A 16,489-nucleotide genomic window follows, 5' to 3' on the forward strand; every position below is an offset into this window, starting at 1 on the left:
TATGGGACTTTTTGTCTGCATTCAAAAAGCTCTATAATCTCTATGGTGGTTTTACCCACTACAGAAATTATAGAGCCCTTTTTTGCTATCCGAGGGTCAAGAAAGGGGTAAGGTTGATAAACTCATAAAACGTCAGGTATCTAACACTTTTCAATAAGTCTTCTGAATAAAAAATCCCCTCAACCCTAATGTGATTGAGGGGATTTAGGCTTAGAATAATCCTTTAATCTTGTCTAAAGCACCACTAATCATTTCATTCCCAGAAACAAGAGCTTTTGCTTGGTCGAAGTACTCGCCTAAATTATCTTTATTGTCCTCGACAAATGTTTTGGCAGCTTCGAAATCTTTTTTCTCGATCATTTCTTTCACTTGGTTAAATAATTCCAATGGATTCATGTCTGTTCTCCTCTAAAAGTTTTCTTATAAATCCTATTTAATCATGCTTGTAGAAAACTAGCAAGAAATATGTCTGAGGGGATTATCTAAGGAATTAGCATTTCATCTAAGTGTTGGTAAACTAAAAAAGCAGTCCTAATTGGACTGCCTTAAGGGCCTATTCTTGTACAGTGGATGAGCTTTGTTCGGAAGAACTAGAACTTGAACCAGAATTTTCGGGTTCAGTTGGGTGAAGTTCTTTGTAAGACGGTGTCTTGAATAGGTCAGCTGTTGAGTGATTGCCTTTTTGTTTGTAAAGGCTAGTTGATTTATCTTTCAGCTTTTTATTTCTCTCTTTTAATTGTTCCATTTGTTTGGTATAAGAGATGGTGCTTGGGTCAGTGTGTTTCAAGCCATTTGGTGTGTAGAAACGAAGGAGATCACCGGTCTGGACAGCATCACTCATAGAAAGCTGAGTTGCCACTGCCTTACGAATGGCTTCGTTGTTTTTCCTTGTCGTCTCATCAGGATTGGTGATTTCCTCACCTGTTTGAGTGTTATAAAGTCTACCAGAATAGCTAGTGTATAGAGGAGTCACATACTGTCCAGATGTTCTAAATGCGACGGTTTGCTTATTATCAGGTGATAAAAGGTCTTGCCCCATCTGAATGTATGAGCTAGTGTCGACACCGAGAATATGAAGAAGTGTTGGCAGGGCATCCACTTCGCCACCAAAGGTGTTAGAGATGCCACCACCGGTATATCCAGGAATATGGATCATATAAGGGACACGTTGAAGCATGGCTTTGTCATAGTTAGACCATGTTTCAGAATTTTTTCCAAGAAGATCAGCCAGATTACTGCTTCGTGTATCAGAGATACCGTAATGGTCACCGTACATCACAATAATGGAGTTATCATAAAGACCAGTAGCCTTGAGGTAATCGAAGAAGTCCTTGATAGCTGAGTCAAGGTAGTTAGCTGTTGCAAAATATCCGTTAACGGTTTCATCTTTTGTTTCAGCAAGTGGGAAACCTTGTTCCTTTTCATCGCCTGACAACGAAGTGTATGGGTAATGGTTAGATACGGTTAGGTATTTAACGTAGAAAGGTTGTTGCATTTGTTCCAAGTATTTGATAGAACCTGGGAACATATACTTATCATTTAGGCCATATTGGAAGGAGTTTTCCTCGGTTTTCTCAGTGAAGGCTGAGGAATCAAAGAAATAGTTATAACCCCACTGTTTGTAGGTGTTATTTCGATTCCAGAAGGATCCAGTGTTTCCGTGGAATACAGCGGATGTATAGCCACCTGTTTGAGCAAGAATAGACGGAGCAGCATAGGCTGTGTTTGTACCACCATAGTTGACCATGTATGACCCTGTACTAAGTCCAAAAAGAGACGTTTCCATCAAGGTCTCGGCATCAGAGGTTTTCCCTGACTTGACTTGGTGGAAGAAGTTTGAAAAGGCAAGGGTCTCGTTTGAATGGTAAATGGAATTGAGGAATGGGGTTACTTCATAAGACTTACCGTCGACTTGAAGTTTGTAATCAATCAGGAACTGTTGGAAGCTTTCCAAGTGAATGACGATGACATTTTTCCCCTTGGCAATTCCGAAATACTTAGGATCTGGTGCAGCGTAGTGTTCTTTGACATAGGCTTGAACCTTTTTCATATCCTCCGCTGTTGCAGAAGAACGAGCTTGCGAAGCCTGATAAGTCAAGTTACCAGAATAAGCAGTAAAGAAGGGAATCCCCATAGCACGAACAATATAGTTGTTTGAGAAACCACGTGTTAGCAACTCACCTCGGTTAACTTCTGCTAAGAAAAGGTTAACCGATAGAAGGAGTGTCGCCAGTGCTGTAACAGCAAAACTAGCTCGTTTATTAAAGGGTTTACTGTCTGTTTGGAGTTTCTTTCTAAAGCCAGCATAAATGAAGAAAGGAATATCAATTAAGTAAAAGATATAACTTGGTTCAAAAAGGTTCTTGGCTGAGTCTCCAAGTCCTGCTGCTGAGCTGGAGCTCGCTAGTATGGTATTTACCGTGATGAAGTCCGTAAACTCTCCAAAGTAGACCACATTGGCAATGAGCAGAAGGTTAAGGATGACATAAATAGCAATCGTGATGCTATAAAAGAATCGTCGTTTCTTGAAGTAAAGCCCCAATCCTAGAAGCATTAACCCTAGCGGAATGGGATTAATCAGCGAAAGCATAACCTGATACTTGCTTTCCAACTCAAGATTAATATTGACGTAATAAGCGAATATGGTTTTTAGCCAGTAGAAAAAGAGCAACAAGAGGACGAATCCAAGTCTTGATGACACTCCTTTCCAAAAGGCGTCAATTAATTTTTTCAAAGCAATACTTCCTTTGATTCTATATTATCCTAATCATTATACCAAATAACAAAATGACTCTCAAAAATTTACTGCCATCTGGTGTGATATTCCTTGACATATAATTGCTAAAATCTAGTCATGAAACAGAAATATGAGGATTTTTTTGGTATAATAGTAACATGAGTATATTGACGGTAAGTCCCATTGCGGAGAAAAAAATCAAACAAGGAAAGCAATTGCTTTTAGCTGAAGATTTTCCAAATGTAAGTGAAAACAATCAGTTGATTTATCTTTATAACCAGTCTAAGACTTTTTTAGGAACGGGCTATTTGTCTAGCCAAAATAAAGGTATAGGTTGGTTTCTCTCTAATAAAAAGCAAAAATTGACTCTGGCTTATTTTCAGAGGCTTTTTGAACAGGCTAAGCTTAAACGCCAGACTTACTATGACAATGAGTTGACGACAGCTTTTCGTCTCTTTAATCAAGATGGAGATGACTTTGGTGGCCTCACCATTGATTTATATGGAGATTATGCCCTCTTTTCATGGTACAATGCCTTTGTTTATTCCTTGAAGGATGTTATTGTAGAGGCTTTTCAAACGGTCTTTCCTGAGGTTTTGGGAGGCTATGAAAAAATCCGTTTTAAGGGTCTTGATTTTGAATCGGACCATCTTTTTGGAAAAGAGGCGACTGATACTTTTACCATTTTGGAAAATGGAGTAACTTATGAAGTTTTCCTCAACGATGGGTTGATGACAGGGATTTTTCTTGATCAGCATGAAGTTCGTGATGGTTTAGTTAATGGTTTGGCTCTTGGCAAATCTGTCTTAAATATGTTTTCTTATACGGCAGCTTTTTCAGTTGCTGCTGCTATGGGAGGTGCAATTGAGACCACTTCAGTCGATTTGGCTAAGCGGTCACGTGAATTGTCCACAGCACATTTTAAGGCTAATGGTTTTAGTATGGATAATCATCGCCTCGTCGTAATGGATGTTTTTGATTATTTCAAATATGCCAAGAAAAAAGGCTTGACCTACGATCTTATCGTTATTGATCCACCAAGTTTTGCTCGTAACAAGAAACGCACCTTCTCAGCGAGTAAGGATTATCATAAGTTGATTGCGCAGAGTCTTGATATCCTGACAGAGCGTGGAACAATCATCGCAAGTACTAATGCAGCTAATATGACTGTGCAACAGTTTAAAAAGCAACTGCGTAAGGGTCTGGGTGATGTTTCAGCGGATTTTGTTAACCTGCAACAATTGCCAGCGGATTTCACCGTCAATCCTAATGATCCAGCATCAAACTATTTGAAAGTATATACAATAAGGGTAAATAAATGAAAATTGTAGTTCCAATTATGCCTACTAGCTTAGAGGAGGCACAAGCGCTTGAATTGTCTCGTTTTGCTGGGGCAGATATTATTGAATGGCGTGCAGATTTTTTGGATAAGGATAGTATTTTAACGGTTGCACCGGCTATTTTCGAGAAATTTGCCGGTTTTGAGATTATCTTTACCATTCGTACAACACGTGAGGGCGGAAAGATCGAGTTGACCGATGCAGAGTATGTGGCGCTTATCAATGATGTGTCTGCTATCTATTCACCAGACTATATTGATTTTGAGTACTTTACTCACAAGGAAGTCTTTGATCAGATGCTCGGGTATTCAAATTTGGTGTTGTCTTATCATAATTTCAACGAGACCCCAGAAAATCTTATGGAGCTCCTGTCTGAAATGACGAATTTGACGCCACGAGTCGTTAAGGTGGCTGTTATGCCACAACATGAGCAAGATGTTCTTGACCTTCTAAATTTCACACGTGGTTTTAAGGCTTACAATCCTAATCAGGAGTTTGCTACCATGTCAATGGGTAAACTTGGTCGTTTGTCTCGCTTGGCAGGTGATTTGGTAGGCTCATCATGGACCTTTGCTAGTCTTGATAATGCCAGTGCACCGGGCCAAGTTAGTTTGGCAGATATGCGAAAGGTTAGGGAGGTTTTGAATGCAGATTGATGGATATACACGCTTAGCTGCTGTCGTTGCCAATCCAATCAAACATTCCATTTCTCCTTTTATTCATAATTTAGCTTTTGAAAAGACACAAGTGAATGGTGTCTATCTTGCTTGGGAAATTCCAGAGTCAGATCTGGCTGAGACTGTTGAAAATATTAGACGTTATGATATGTTCGGTATCAATCTGTCTATGCCTTATAAGCAGAAGGTCATTCCTTTTTTGGATGAGCTTAGTCCTGCAGCACAATTGATTGGTGCGGTTAATACGGTTGTTAATCGTGATGGCCATTTGATTGGTCATAATACAGATGGTTTTGGTTTTTTTGCCAGCCTCAAGAATTTCAGTCCTAAAGGTGCTCATCTAATGATTTTGGGTGCTGGGGGTGCCGCTAAGGCTATTGTGACGCAAGCTGTTCTTGACGGTGCCAAAAAGGTCAGTATCTATGTTCGTCCCCAGTCATTGGATAAGGCAAAAAACAGTTTTAAGACCTTGATGGACCAAACGGATGGTCACTTGGAATTTCATGCTTTAAGTGATGTTGACTATTTCCAAGAAGAACTAGGCCAGGCCGATTTATTGGTGAATGCGACAAGTGTAGGTATGGATGGAAAATCCTTGCCAATCGCCAAAGATACTATATTTCCTAAGGGGCTTTTGATTGCGGATATTATTTATCAGCCTTTTGAAACGCCTTTCTTCGCCTTGGCTAGACAACAGGGGCTAGAAGCCGTAAATGGTTTGGGAATGTTACTGCATCAAGCAGCAGGTGCCTTTAAACTATGGACGGGTAAGGACATGCCGACAGACGCTATTTGGCAGGAATTAGAAAAGATATACAATAGCTAGGAGGGGACAACGATGAAACTAGAGGTAAATTTAACACATAACCCTTATGACATTATCATTGAAAAGGGAGCTCTTAAGATGGTAGGTCAATGGGTTAAGTCACTTTGGGAACCACAAAAGATTGCGCTTATTACAGATAACCATGTGGGTGGTTTATACGCTGAAAGAGTTAAGCTTAGCTTGGAGCATGAGGGCTTTGAGGTTGTCGTTTTTGATTTCCTAGAAGGTGAAGCAAGTAAAAATCTTAGGACTGCTAACAAGGCTTATGAATTTTTGATTAAGAATGGCATGACACGTAGTGATGGGATTGTCGCTCTTGGTGGTGGCGTTGTTGGCGACCTAGCAGGCTTTGTCGCTTCAACTTACATGCGTGGGATTCACTTTGTTCAGGTCCCAACTAGTCTAACTGCCCAGGTGGATTCATCTATTGGTGGTAAGACAGGTGTGAACACGCCTTTCGCTAAGAATATTGTGGGAACCTTTGCTCAACCTGATGGGGTCTTGATTGATCCTAATGTCCTTGATACACTTGGTAAACGTGAATTGATTGAAGGTATGGGTGAGGTTGTCAAATACGGTTTGATTGACGATTCTGAACTTTGGAACCTCCTTGAGAGCATTGATGGTTCAGTTCACAGTATTTTAGAAAACTCAGAAACTATCATTTACCGTTCATGTAATGTGAAGCGTAAAATTGTCGTTGAAGACGAGTTCGAAGGTGGGGTTCGTATGTACCTCAACTTTGGTCATACGATTGGGCACGCTGTTGAACAAACCGCTGGTTACGGTAAGGTCATGCACGGTGAAGCGGTGGCTATCGGAATGGTTCAGATTTCACGTGTGGCTGAGGAAAAAGGACTAATGCCTCAGGGTATCACTCGTCAAATTGCCGAGATGTGCGCCAAATTTGGTTTGCCAGTAGATTATGAGCCATGGCGTGTTGAGGAGCTCTATACTGCTCTCACACATGATAAAAAGGCTCGTGGTAATAGCATTAAGACTGTTATCGTTCCAGAAATCGGTAAGGCAGCTATCAATCAGATTCCTTTGGTTGAAATGAAAGAATACTTGGAGAAATAAATGAGATATTTAACAGCAGGTGAGTCTCACGGACCACGTCTAACAGCAATTATCGAAGGTGTTCCAGCTGGTCTTCCCTTGACGGCTGAAGATATCAATGGTGATTTGAAACGCCGCCAAGGTGGTTATGGTCGTGGTGGCCGTATGAAAATTGAGTCTGATAAGGTTGAAATCACTTCTGGTGTTCGTCATGGGAAAACTACAGGGGCTCCAATTACCCTCCATGTCATCAATAAGGACCATCAAAAATGGTTGGATATCATGGCAGTGGAAGACATTGAGGACCGTTTGAAAACCAAACGTAAAATCACTCACCCACGTCCTGGGCATGCTGACTTGGTTGGTGGTATGAAATACCGTTTCGATGATTTACGTAATTCTTTGGAGCGTTCTAGTGCGCGTGAAACGACTATGCGTGTGGCGGTTGGTGCTGTCGCTAAACGTATCTTGGCTGAGCTTGATATTGAAATTGCCAACCATGTGGTGGTCTTTGGTGGTAAGGAAATTGATGTGCCTGAGAATTTGACGGTCGCTCAAATCAAGGAGTTGGCTCAACAGTCAGAAATTTCAGTTGTTAACCAAGAGCGTGAGCAAGAAATTAAAGATTACATTGACCAAATCAAAAAAGAAGGTGATACCATTGGTGGTGTCGTTGAAACGGTCGTTGGGGGTGTCCCTGTGGGTCTTGGCTCTTATGTGCAATGGGATACAAAACTTGATGCCAAGATTGCCCAAGCAGTTGTTTCCATCAATGCCTTCAAGGGTGTCGAGTTTGGTCTTGGTTTCAAGGATGGCTACCTCAAGGGCTCTCAAGTCATGGATGAGATTCTCTGGAATGAAGAAGACGGCTATACGCGTCGCACCAACAACCTTGGTGGGTTTGAAGGTGGTATGACCAATGGCCAACCAATTGTAGTCCGTGGGGTTATGAAGCCAATTCCAACCCTCTACAAGCCATTGATGTCTGTGGATATCGAAACTCACGAGCCATATAAGGCAACTGTTGAACGTTCAGATCCTACGGCCTTACCGGCAGCGGGTGTCGTTATGGAATCGGTGGTTGCTACAGTCGTAGCCAATGAAATCTTGGAAAAATTCTCTTCTGATAATTTGGAAGAATTGAAAGAAGCGGTGGCACGTCACCGTGATTATGTGAAAAACTTTTAAGCAGCATCAATGAAAAGATGGGAGTAGTAATGAGTAAGAAAACGATTTATATCGCAGGCTTGGGTCTGATTGGAGGTTCTTTGGGTCTCGGAATTAAAAGAGATCATCCTGATTATGAGATTCTTGGATATAATCGCTCTGACTATTCTCGAAATATTGCGCTGGAGCGTGGGATTGTTGACCGAGCAACAAATGATTTCAAGGAGTTTGCTCCGTTGGCGGATGTGATTATCTTGGCTGTGCCTATCAAGCAAACAGTGTCCTACTTGAAAGAGTTAGCCAACTTGAACTTGAAAGATAATGTCATCATCACAGACGCCGGTTCAACCAAGCTTGATATTGTTGAGGCAGCTGAGCATTTCCTAGCAGGAAAAAATGTTCAATTTGTAGGTTCCCATCCTATGGCTGGTTCTCACAAATCAGGTGCCATTGCAGCCGATGTGACCCTTTTTGAGAATGCTTATTACATTTTCACACCGACACGTTTAACTAAAGAGACAACCATTCCTGAACTGAAGGACATTTTGTCTGGGCTGAAGTCACGTTATGTTGAGATTGATGCAGCTGAACACGATCGTGTAACCAGTCAAATCAGTCATTTTCCACATCTCTTAGCCTCAGGTCTCATGGAACAGGCGGCTGATTATGCTCAGGGTCACGAGATGACCAATCACTTTGCGGCAGGGGGCTTCCGAGATATGACTCGTATTGCTGAGAGTGAACCTGGTATGTGGGCTTCTATTCTCATGACTAATGGGCCTGCCGTTTTGGATCGTATTGAAGATTTCAAAAAGCGTTTGGACCATGTGGCTGATTTGATTAAGGCTGAGGATGAGAATGCTATATGGGAGTTCTTTGACAACGGTCGCAAGAAACGCAAAGAGATGGAAATCCACAAAAAGGGTGGCGTGGAAAGTGCCTTCGATATTTTTGTGGATGTGCCTGACCGTGAGGACGTTATCCTCAGCATTATGGAATTGTTGCGAGGAACGTCTTTGGTTAACCTACGTATCAATGAAGAAAATCGTGAAGATATTCACGGTATCCTTCAAATTACTTTTAAAAATGAAAAAGATCGCACGCATGCTAAGACTGTTATTGAAGCCAATACAGACTATCATGTGGTGATCGCCTAGGAGAATACAATGACAAATATTTATGATTTAGCAAATGAGTTGGAACGTGGCATTCGTGCCCTTCCTGAGTACAAAACTTTGGTAGAGAAAAAAGAAGCTATTGCAGCTGATGCTGAAGCTAGTGCGCTTTTCAAAGAGTTCACTGACTTCCAAGAGGATTTCTATGCCAAAATGCAAGCTGGCAAAATGCCAACGGCTGAAGAACAAGCATCTGTTCAAGAACTCGGACGAAAAGTGGAAGCTAACGCCCTTTTGAAAGAATACTTGGCTGCACAACAAGGTTTGTCAGTTTATTTGAATGATATTGAAGGTATCATCTTCAAACCTTTGCAAGAATTGAATAGTTAATAAGAGAAGCTTTGTCGATTGACAGGGCTCTTTCTGCATTAAAGGAGGTAAATTATGGCTCGTAAAATTGGAATTATTGGAATGGGAAATGTTGGTGCTGCAGTAGCTCATGGGGCAATCGCTCAAGGATTGGCCGATAGTTATGTCTTTATTGATATCAATGATAAAAAGGCTGAAGCAGATGCTCAGGATTTTAAGGATGCTATGGCCAATCTGCCTAGCTATGCTAAGATTGTGGTCAACGATTATGCAGCCCTTGAAGATGCTGATGTGATTATTTCATCGCTTGGTAATATTCAATTGCAGCATAATGCTGGTGAAGATCGTTTTGCTGAATTTCCATTTACCCGAGAAGCAGTCTATCACGTTTCTCAAGAACTCAAAAAGTTGGATTTTAAAGGTGTCCTTGTGGTTATTTCAAATCCTGTTGATGCCGTATCAGCTCTTTACCAAAAATTCACTGGTTGGCCAAAGGAACGTGTCATTGGAACAGGAACGTTGCTTGATACGTCCCGTATGAAGGCAGCAGTGGCAGATGATCTTAATGTTAATCCTAAATCAGTTTCAGGCTATAATCTTGGAGAACACGGTAATTCTCAGTTCACAGCCTGGAGTCAGGTTAAGGTGAAAGGCCAAGATATTACAGCTTTAACAAGCCAAGAAGAACGTCAAGCACTCTTTATGGCTTCCATGAAGGGTGGCCACAAGGTCTTTTATGGTAAGGGCTATACCTCTTATGGAATTGCCAGTGCAGCTCTTCGATTGGCGGCAATTGTCCTCTCAGATGGTTTAGAAGAAGTAGCAGTCTCTAGCTATCAGGAAGCTTACCAGACCTATCTTGGCTATCCTGTTATCCTAGGCCGTCAAGGGGTAGCAGCTCCTGTTCACTTGTCTTTGACAGCAGAGGAAAATCACCTTTTGGAAGAATCAGCTACTTTGATAAGGAATCGTGTTGAAGAGTCTTTTGCCTACCTAAATAATAAGTATTCTAATACAAACGAGTGAATATTTTGACAATTCAGTCTATGGCTAGGCCTTCAAATATGGTATAATGGAGTAACTATAAAAATTTTTAGGAGTAACCTATGAAACTAGAAACCAAGGCCCAAGGTCTTCATGGTAGCTTGCGCATCCCTGGTGACAAGTCAATCAGTCACCGTTCGATTATGTTCGGAAGTCTTGCCAAAGGTGTGACTACTGTTCGTGATATTTTACGAGGTGAAGACGTCCTCTCAACCATGCAGGTCTTTCGTGATTTGGGTGTGACTATTGAAGATGACGGTGATGTGGTACGCATTCACGGTGTTGGTTTTGACGGTCTCAAGGCTCCACAAAATAAATTGGATATGGGGAACTCTGGGACATCGATTCGTTTGATTTCAGGTGTGCTTGCCGGTCAAGATTTTGAGGTAGAGATGTTTGGAGATGATTCTCTTTCAAAACGTCCTATGGACCGTGTCACTATTCCTTTACGTCAGATGGGAGTAGAAGTATCAGGTCAAACGGATCGTGATCTGCCACCATTGAAAATGCACGGCAGCAAGTCCCTTAACCCCATTCATTACCAATTGCCAGTGGCCTCTGCTCAGGTTAAGTCTGCCCTTATTTTTGCAGCCCTTCAAGCTGATGGTGAATCTGTCATTATTGAAAAGGAAAAAACACGTAATCATACAGAAGATATGATTCAGCAGTTTGGTGGTCAGCTTCAGGTAGATGGTAAGGAGATCCGTATCTCTGGTGGCCAAAGCTTTACTGCTCAAGAAGTTGTGGTTCCAGGGGACATTTCTTCAGCGGCCTTTTGGTTGGTAGCTGGACTCGTGGTGCCTAACTCTAAGATTGTCTTGGAAAATGTCGGCATCAATGAAACTCGTACTGGTATTATCGATGTTATCAAAGATATGGGTGGTAAGATAACCCTTTCAGATATTGACCAGGTTGCTAAATCTGCGACCATTACTGTTGAAACTTCCGAACTTAAAGGAACTGAGATTGGCGGGGATATTATTCCACGTTTGATTGACGAACTTCCTATTATCACACTCTTGGCGACACAAGCCCAAGGCAAGACAGTGATTCGTGATGCTGAAGAACTCAAGGTCAAAGAAACAGACCGTATTCAGGTGGTAGCTGATGCCTTGAATGCTATGGGTGCTGATATTGTTCCAACTGAAGATGGGATGATTATTTCTGGTAAGACAGCTCTTCATGGGGCAGAGATCAATACATTTGGTGACCACCGTATCGGTATGATGACAGCCATTGCGGCTCTCTTGGTACAAGATGGTGAAGTTGATTTGCAACGTGCAGAAGCTATCAATACTAGCTACCCGAGCTTCTTTAGTGATTTGGAAGGATTGATTCATGGCTAAGGTTCTATTGGGCTTTATGGGGGTTGGAAAGAGTTCTGTCGCTCCTTACTTGGATGGCCGTTTTGTAGATATGGATCAGGTCATCGAAGAAAAAATCGGCATGTCCATTGCTGATTTTTTCGCCAAAGAAGGTGAGGCAGCCTTTCGTCAGATTGAGTCTGAGACTTTGGAAGAACTTCTCCAAGAGGGAGATGATGTCATCATCTCTACTGGAGGTGGTGTCGTTGTAACGGAGCATAATCGTCAGCTCTTGATGAAGAATCGGAAACATAACGTTTGGCTCCATGCTTCTTTCGATGTGGTTTATGATCGCATTGAAAAGGATACCAAAAATCAACGCCCCCTCTTTCTCAATCATTCAAAAGAGGATTTTAAGGCTATTTACGACGGTCGAATGGCACTCTATCAAGATTTAGCAGATTTGGTTGTCACAGTTGATAACCGAACGCCAGAAGAAGTAGCAAGGTTTATCAAATGTATGTAGGTTATTTGGGCCCAAGTGGGTCGTTTACACATAATGCAGCCTTAAAGGCTTTTCCTGAGGCAGAATTGGTTTCATTAGGCACCATTACTGAGGTTATCAAGTCTTATGAAGAGGGACGTGTGGATTACGCGGTCATTCCGGTGGAAAATTCCATTGAGGGCTCTGTTCATGAGAGTTTAGACTATCTTTTCCATCAGGCCGATATTCGTGCTGTGGCAGAGATTGTTCAGCCCATCAAGCAGCAGTTGATGGCGACTAAGCATCATGAGAAGATTGAGAAAATCTTTTCACACCCTCAGGCAATTGCTCAAGGGAAGAAGTACATTAAACAGCACTTTCCCAAGGCTAAGATTGAAACAACAGCCAGTACAGCCTTTGCCGCTCGCTTTGTCGCTGAAAATCCTGATCAACCTTATGCAGCCATCGCACCTAGTGCTGCTGCTGAGGAATATGGTCTTGAAATTTTAGCCAAGGATATCCAAGAAATTGAGAAGAATTATACCCGTTTTTGGGTGCTTGGAAACTCTGTTCCTGAGATTCCTCTTCATCAGATTGATTGTAAATTAACGCTGGCCTTGACCTTGCCTGACAATATGCCGGGTGCGCTTTATAAAGCCCTGTCTACCTTTGCTTGGCGAGGCATTGACTTGACTAAGATTGAAAGTCGTCCTTTGAAGACTGTGCTTGGCGAATATTTCTTTATCATTGATTGTGATTATACAAAGAAGAAGTTGGCTCAGTTTGCTCTTGAAGAGTTAACTGCAGTTGGAATTGGATATAAAATCTTGGGTGCTTACCAGGTATATGAAATTTAAAGGGAAATCTTATGACCAAATCTAACAATGGGCCGTTTACGCATCATGAACGGTTACGTTACAGCTATCTTTTAAAAAATCTTGCTTACCTCAATGGGCAGCAGGCTTCGGAATTCAATTATCTGCAAAGTAAGTTGGATGCTTATGAAGCGGAGCGTTCCTATGGAAGGTATCAGGAGCAAAGAGAGGATGACTATCAAGCCGCTTGGCGACAGCCTTATGACAATCGTCGGGAAAGCTATCGGGAGCCTGATTATGAGAATGTTCATCAGCTGACAGACGAAGGACTCCCCATTTATCGAGAGGAGGCCCCTCAAAGCAGACCTGAGCGAAAAAAAGTTCCTAAAAAAGGACGTCCTATCTCAAAAACTGCTTCTAAACCAAGCCCTCAACCAGCTAAGAAGAAGCGACCAAAGAAAAAGCGAAGACTCAAGAAAGTCGTTAAGCTAGTGCTTAGTTGCTTAAGTCTTGGTGTTGTCTTTTTGGTGCTGGCTATGGCCTATCAATTTTACAAGGGGACAGACCTATCTGCGGCCGGAAATAACGGTAAATCCTACCAGCCTGCCTTAGTTGAGACCTTTAACGGCAAGGATACTAGAGATGGGGTTAATATCCTTATCCTTGGTTCGGACCAACGTGTGAGTCAGGAATCTACAGATGCTAGAACGGACTCCATCATGGTCATCAATGTGGGCAATAAGGAAGGTAAAATCAAGATGGTCAGCTTTATGCGTGATACCTTGGTTAATATTAAAGGCGCTTCAGAATCAGAGTATTCTCAAGACTTGAAACTCAATTCAGCCTTCAATATTGGTGAGCAAAATAACCATCAAGGGGCAGAACTCATACGTGAGACGCTCAAGCGGAATTTTGACATAGATATTAAGTATTACGCTATGGTTGACTTTGAGACCTTTGCGACGGGGATTGATACCTTATTTCCGAATGGTGTGGAAATCAATGCCAAATTCTCCACTGTTGATGGTAAAAAAGTGTCCTCAGTCAAAGTTCCAGATGATTTGAGAATGGACAAGAATGGTCATGTGCCAAATCAAACCATCAAAATTGGTGAACAAAATATGGATGGGCGCACCCTTCTGAACTATGCCCGTTTTCGTAAGGATGATGAAGGGGATTATGGCCGTACCAAGCGTCAACAACAAGTCATTCAAGCTATGATGAAGCAAGTTAAAAATCCGCTTAGTCTTTTCAAGGGACCTGAGGCTTTAGGGAAGGTTTACTCTCTGACCTCAACCAATATGAGCATGACAGAAATGTTGGATTTGGGTCTTTCAAATGCCGGTAGTTTCAAAAATGGTATCAGTTCTCAAACCATTCCATCAGATGGTGATTGGGTAGATAACTATGACCTCTACGGCGGTCAAGGTATTGAAATTGATTTTGACAGTTACCAGGCTAAGTTAAAGAAATTAGGATTTAGATAAGAAAAAAACAAGCTTGTTCAGTGTGAACAGGCTTGTTTTTAGTGTGCGTCCGCTATAAGAGCATGATACAAAAGCTTCAGAAAATGATAGAGCAAATATACCATAATGGCAAGAACTGGTAAGAGCTCGGCTAGATAAATCAGATGGGTCATCGGATTCATGAGCTTAAGGCTAGTGGTAGCTGCCTTGAAAGCATTGGCGCTGTTAACCAAGGGGAAGCTAAAAGCTGCAAAGAGTGGGATAAAACCTTTTTTGACAAGCTTGGCAAAGAGTCCCAAGGCGAAGAAAAAGAAAACTTGGGAGAAGACAAGCAGGCCGACTAAGAGGATAGTTTCAGGTCTTTGACCACTCTTAATTGAGCTCGTAATGAGAAGGGCCAGAGGTGCTGCTAAAATGGCAAGTATAGGCTGATATAGTTTAGGAATGGCTATCTGTTTCATTCTCCATAAAATAAGTGGAAAGAGGACCAGAGTCGTCAGTCCCGTTAGCCCTAGTATAAGCCCCTTGATACTGTTCGGAATAGCATCTGGGACGGTTACAAGACTAATCGCAGGGCCTACATAAACCACGAACCAGCTTGGATAGACTTGATCTAAGGCTAGAGGGCGGAGAAAACGCAGACTGAAAAAGATGATATAGGCAATATATAGTCCAAGGAGCCCAATCCAAGCCACACTTAAGCCAAGTTGATCCAGCGGAAGACGACTGACAAAGAGAAAGGCAGCCATAAAGAAGCTAGGGAAGGCCGAAGCTATGACTGGATTGTGCAAATCTTCTTGAGTTTGTCTATAGCCGATGATTAGGCGTCCTAGCACTAGGAAAAAGCCAAAAACGGCTACAAGCCAAATACCCTGAGCAATCAGGGTAAGTTGACTTATTTGATTGGATAAACTAAAGAGGGCAAGTACCAGACTAGATAGGGCCAAGGGAATTTTATTGAGAAATACCTTCATTGGTCCACAGTCTTTCTAGCTAGCTGCAAGAATGTGACGAAGCTGTACCGCACTCGGAGATACAATTGGAAGGAAGACGCCTTCATTCCAACGACGGATAAAGCTTGACTCAGATTCTTTCAAATAGCCACGACCACCACTAGCCTGAAGTTCGAGGAGTAGGCTGCTGGCTACGACATCGACAATATCGATACGCAATTGGAAAAGTTCACGTGGTCTTTCGATAAAGTAGTTAGCATCATTAAGCCCTTTAAAGAGTTGGTCTTGAATAGCTAGAAGGTTGTCACGTGTAGCTTCAAATTCGCCACGGAGAACACTGCGGTTACTGTTTAGACTAGCTTCAACCTCGTCAAGAGAACGTTGGGCCAAACCAAAGGCGAGACCGAATTGGAAGCCAAGGAAGTTTGGACGTGTTTTGGCAATGTAGTCAGTACCATTTTTTGAAAGGACCCAATTAGGATCGAGTTTAACATGATCGAAAGTAAGAGAAGCAGTGTTAGCCCCTTGAAGGGAAACAAATTCCAAATCTTCAGAACGGCTCAGACCTTCAGCTTCAGATGGAATAGTAATAATCCAAGGTTGGCTACCGTCCTTAAAGTCAGCTGCAAAGAGAGCAGCGAATTTATCTGAACGAAGATTAGTCACCCAAGGTAAACGACCATCGAGGTAATAGTCATCACCTTCTTGACTGAGGGTCACATTCAATTCTTCAATATCAGACAAGAATTTGACAGCATTTGACAAGCCAGTTCCACCAGCACGCTCACCGGTATACAATTCTTTCAACCAGGTTTCACGAGGGTAAGCATTGTCACTAGCCAAGATATAGTCGATGAAGGTACGGTGCCCCCAAGAAATGAAAGAAGCTGTCAAAGAATGTTGTGCCAATTCATTAAGCACATCAACAACTTGAGTAGGTCCACCACCTAGGCCATCAAACTCAGCAGGTACGCCGATTTTAAAGACATCGTTTTCAGCGATTTTTTCAAGAAGCTGGTCCGCAATTGGTCCAGACTCTTGGTCGATATGGTCAGCGTTGGTGTCCAACCAAGTAATGAATTCTTTTGAAAAATGTGACATAGGCTTAGATCCTCCTCTAGTTTATCTTTATC

Annotated in this window: 16 protein-coding genes; 12 read left to right on the forward strand and 4 right to left on the reverse strand. The window is 42.1% G+C overall.

Annotated elements, in window-relative coordinates:
- Window positions 1-210: 210 nt before the first annotated feature.
- Both QRD39_RS09090 and QRD39_RS09095 read right to left on the reverse strand, forming a co-directional pair.
- A complete protein-coding gene (locus QRD39_RS09090; protein ID WP_008534122.1) occupies window positions 211-396 on the reverse strand; it encodes a hypothetical protein in 186 nt (61 codons plus the stop codon).
- A gap of 157 nt (window positions 397-553) precedes the next feature.
- Window positions 554-2,734 carry an LTA synthase family protein gene (locus QRD39_RS09095; protein WP_285956288.1) on the reverse strand — a complete coding sequence of 727 codons (2,181 nt, stop codon included), beginning with the start codon at window positions 2,732-2,734 and terminating at the stop codon, window positions 554-556.
- A 161-nt stretch (window positions 2,735-2,895) separates the two neighbouring features.
- On the opposite strand from QRD39_RS09095, the gene QRD39_RS09100 reads away from it, so the two are divergent.
- From QRD39_RS09100 to QRD39_RS09155, 12 genes are all read left to right on the forward strand, one after another.
- Complete coding sequence (locus tag QRD39_RS09100) at window positions 2,896-4,059, forward strand: class I SAM-dependent rRNA methyltransferase (RefSeq protein WP_037608756.1); 1,164 nt, start codon at window positions 2,896-2,898, stop codon at window positions 4,057-4,059.
- Window positions 4,056-4,733, forward strand: a complete 678-nt coding sequence (gene aroD / locus QRD39_RS09105; protein ID WP_285956289.1) for a type I 3-dehydroquinate dehydratase — start codon at window positions 4,056-4,058, stop codon at window positions 4,731-4,733. Before QRD39_RS09100 ends, aroD begins: the two co-directional genes overlap by 4 nt.
- Entirely contained in the window at window positions 4,723-5,580 is an 858-nt protein-coding gene (locus tag QRD39_RS09110) for a shikimate dehydrogenase (RefSeq protein WP_285956290.1), read from the forward strand. The genes aroD and QRD39_RS09110 overlap by 11 nt, the downstream gene beginning before the upstream one ends.
- A 12-nt stretch (window positions 5,581-5,592) precedes the next feature.
- Window positions 5,593-6,660, forward strand: a complete 1,068-nt coding sequence (aroB, locus tag QRD39_RS09115) for a 3-dehydroquinate synthase (RefSeq protein ID WP_285956291.1) — start codon at window positions 5,593-5,595, stop codon at window positions 6,658-6,660.
- Window positions 6,661-7,827, forward strand: coding sequence for a chorismate synthase (aroC, locus tag QRD39_RS09120; protein ID WP_143567891.1), 1,167 nt, complete (start codon window positions 6,661-6,663; stop codon window positions 7,825-7,827).
- Between the two features lie 29 nt (window positions 7,828-7,856).
- Entirely contained in the window at window positions 7,857-8,963 is a 1,107-nt protein-coding gene (locus QRD39_RS09125; RefSeq protein ID WP_008534131.1) for a prephenate dehydrogenase, read from the forward strand.
- A 9-nt stretch (window positions 8,964-8,972) separates the two neighbouring features.
- On the forward strand, window positions 8,973-9,311 hold the full coding sequence (locus QRD39_RS09130; protein WP_285956292.1) for a YlbF/YmcA family competence regulator: 339 nt from the start codon (window positions 8,973-8,975) through the stop codon (window positions 9,309-9,311).
- 54 nt (window positions 9,312-9,365) lie between these two features.
- Window positions 9,366-10,316 carry an L-lactate dehydrogenase gene (locus QRD39_RS09135; RefSeq protein ID WP_285956293.1) on the forward strand — a complete coding sequence of 317 codons (951 nt, stop codon included), beginning with the start codon at window positions 9,366-9,368 and terminating at the stop codon, window positions 10,314-10,316.
- An 80-nt stretch (window positions 10,317-10,396) separates the two neighbouring features.
- Window positions 10,397-11,680, forward strand: a complete 1,284-nt coding sequence (gene aroA / locus QRD39_RS09140) for a 3-phosphoshikimate 1-carboxyvinyltransferase (protein WP_285956294.1) — start codon at window positions 10,397-10,399, stop codon at window positions 11,678-11,680.
- Window positions 11,673-12,164 carry a shikimate kinase gene (locus tag QRD39_RS09145; protein ID WP_285956295.1) on the forward strand — a complete coding sequence of 164 codons (492 nt, stop codon included), beginning with the start codon at window positions 11,673-11,675 and terminating at the stop codon, window positions 12,162-12,164. Before aroA ends, QRD39_RS09145 begins: the two co-directional genes overlap by 8 nt.
- Window positions 12,155-12,979, forward strand: coding sequence for a prephenate dehydratase (gene pheA / locus QRD39_RS09150; RefSeq protein WP_285956296.1), 825 nt, complete (start codon window positions 12,155-12,157; stop codon window positions 12,977-12,979). The genes QRD39_RS09145 and pheA overlap by 10 nt, the downstream gene beginning before the upstream one ends.
- Before the next feature lie 11 nt (window positions 12,980-12,990).
- Window positions 12,991-14,424 carry an LCP family protein gene (locus QRD39_RS09155; protein WP_285956297.1) on the forward strand — a complete coding sequence of 478 codons (1,434 nt, stop codon included), beginning with the start codon at window positions 12,991-12,993 and terminating at the stop codon, window positions 14,422-14,424.
- 38 nt (window positions 14,425-14,462) lie between these two features.
- Here QRD39_RS09155 and QRD39_RS09160 read toward each other — a convergent pair whose 3' ends face one another.
- The gene (locus QRD39_RS09160) at window positions 14,463-15,377 is read right to left on the reverse strand and encodes a TDT family transporter (RefSeq protein ID WP_285956298.1); all 915 of its coding nucleotides are present in this window, start codon (window positions 15,375-15,377) and stop codon (window positions 14,463-14,465) included.
- Window positions 15,378-15,392: 15 nt separating this feature from the next.
- Entirely contained in the window at window positions 15,393-16,457 is a 1,065-nt protein-coding gene (locus tag QRD39_RS09165) for an acyl-CoA dehydrogenase family protein (protein ID WP_285956299.1), read from the reverse strand.
- Window positions 16,458-16,489: the final 32 nt, after the last annotated feature.

The organism is Streptococcus raffinosi, assembly GCF_030284685.1.
GTDB lineage: Bacteria > Bacillota > Bacilli > Lactobacillales > Streptococcaceae > Streptococcus > Streptococcus raffinosi.